Source organism: Chrysosporum bergii ANA360D (assembly GCF_029891735.1).
In the GTDB taxonomy this organism is placed as follows: domain Bacteria; phylum Cyanobacteriota; class Cyanobacteriia; order Cyanobacteriales; family Nostocaceae; genus Umezakia; species Umezakia bergii.
This window is the reverse complement of the sequence record NZ_JANQDH010000044.1, coordinates 1-1,096: the sequence shown is the minus strand read 5'-3', so window position 1 is coordinate 1,096 and position 1,096 is coordinate 1. Positions and strand designations below refer to the sequence as shown.

Genomic DNA, 1,096 nt, shown 5'->3' with positions numbered 1-1,096 from the left:
ACAGATGTCCAAAATCTATATGAACAACATACAACAGCTACGGGACAGGTGTTTACCCCGGAAGCAGTTCAACAGGCATATTATTTAACCGATGGACAACCATGGTTAGTTAACGCCCTAGCTCGTCAAGCTACCCAGGTGCTAGTCCAGGATATGAATCAACCCATTACTGCTGAGGTGATTAACCAAGCCAAAGAAATCCTCATCCAGCGTCAGGATACCCATTTGGATAGTTTAGCAGAAAGATTACGGGAAGCACGGGTTAGGGATATTATTCAACCCATGTTAGCTGGTGAAGACTTAGCTGATACAGCAGAAGATAATTTACGATATGTCCTAGACTTGGGTTTATGTCGTCGCGATCGCGGGGGTGGACTAGAAATTGCTAACCCTATTTATCGGGAGATTTTACCTAAGACCTTAGCTGCAGTGGCGATCGCATCTCTAACTTCTGTAGAACCCAACTGGTTAAACTCTGATGGTACTCTCAATCCTCAAATTCTCTTAAACTCTTTCTTGGAATTTTGGCGACAACATGGGGAACCATTACTTAAAAGTGCGCCTTATCATGAGATTGCCCCCCATTTGGTGTTAATGGCATTTTTACACCGGGTAGTAAATGGTGGTGGGACGTTAGAGCGAGAATATGCCATTGGTTCTGGGAGAATGGATATTTGTTTACGCTATGGCAAGGTGGTGATGGGTATAGAAATTAAGATGTGGCGTGAAAGAAAGTCGGATCCGTTAATTAAGGGTTTGACCCAACTGGATAAATACCTGGATGGGTTAGGATTAGATACAGGTTGGTTAGTGATTTTCGATCGCCGTCCTGGGTTACCACCTATGGGAGAGAGGATTAGTACGGAGGAGGTTATTAGTCCTAGGGGACGCACCATTACCCTCATTCGTAGTTAGATTCCCATAAATTTGAACCACATTTGAATCACAGTAGTACCTTAACTTATTGTCAATTATGCCTAAACACTTTAATACTGCTGGACCTTGTCAATCTGATATCCACTATATGCTCTCTCCCACAGGGCGACTACCTCAGTTGAAAGCATTAATTGATGGACGCAATTACTTTATCATTCAT

1 pseudogene is annotated in these 1,096 nt (G+C 43.0%); it reads left to right on the top strand.

What is annotated here, in order from left to right:
• Positions 1-915, top strand: a pseudogene (locus NWP17_RS06770) (ATP-binding protein); the annotation flags it as partial.
• Positions 916-1,096: the final 181 nt, after the last annotated feature.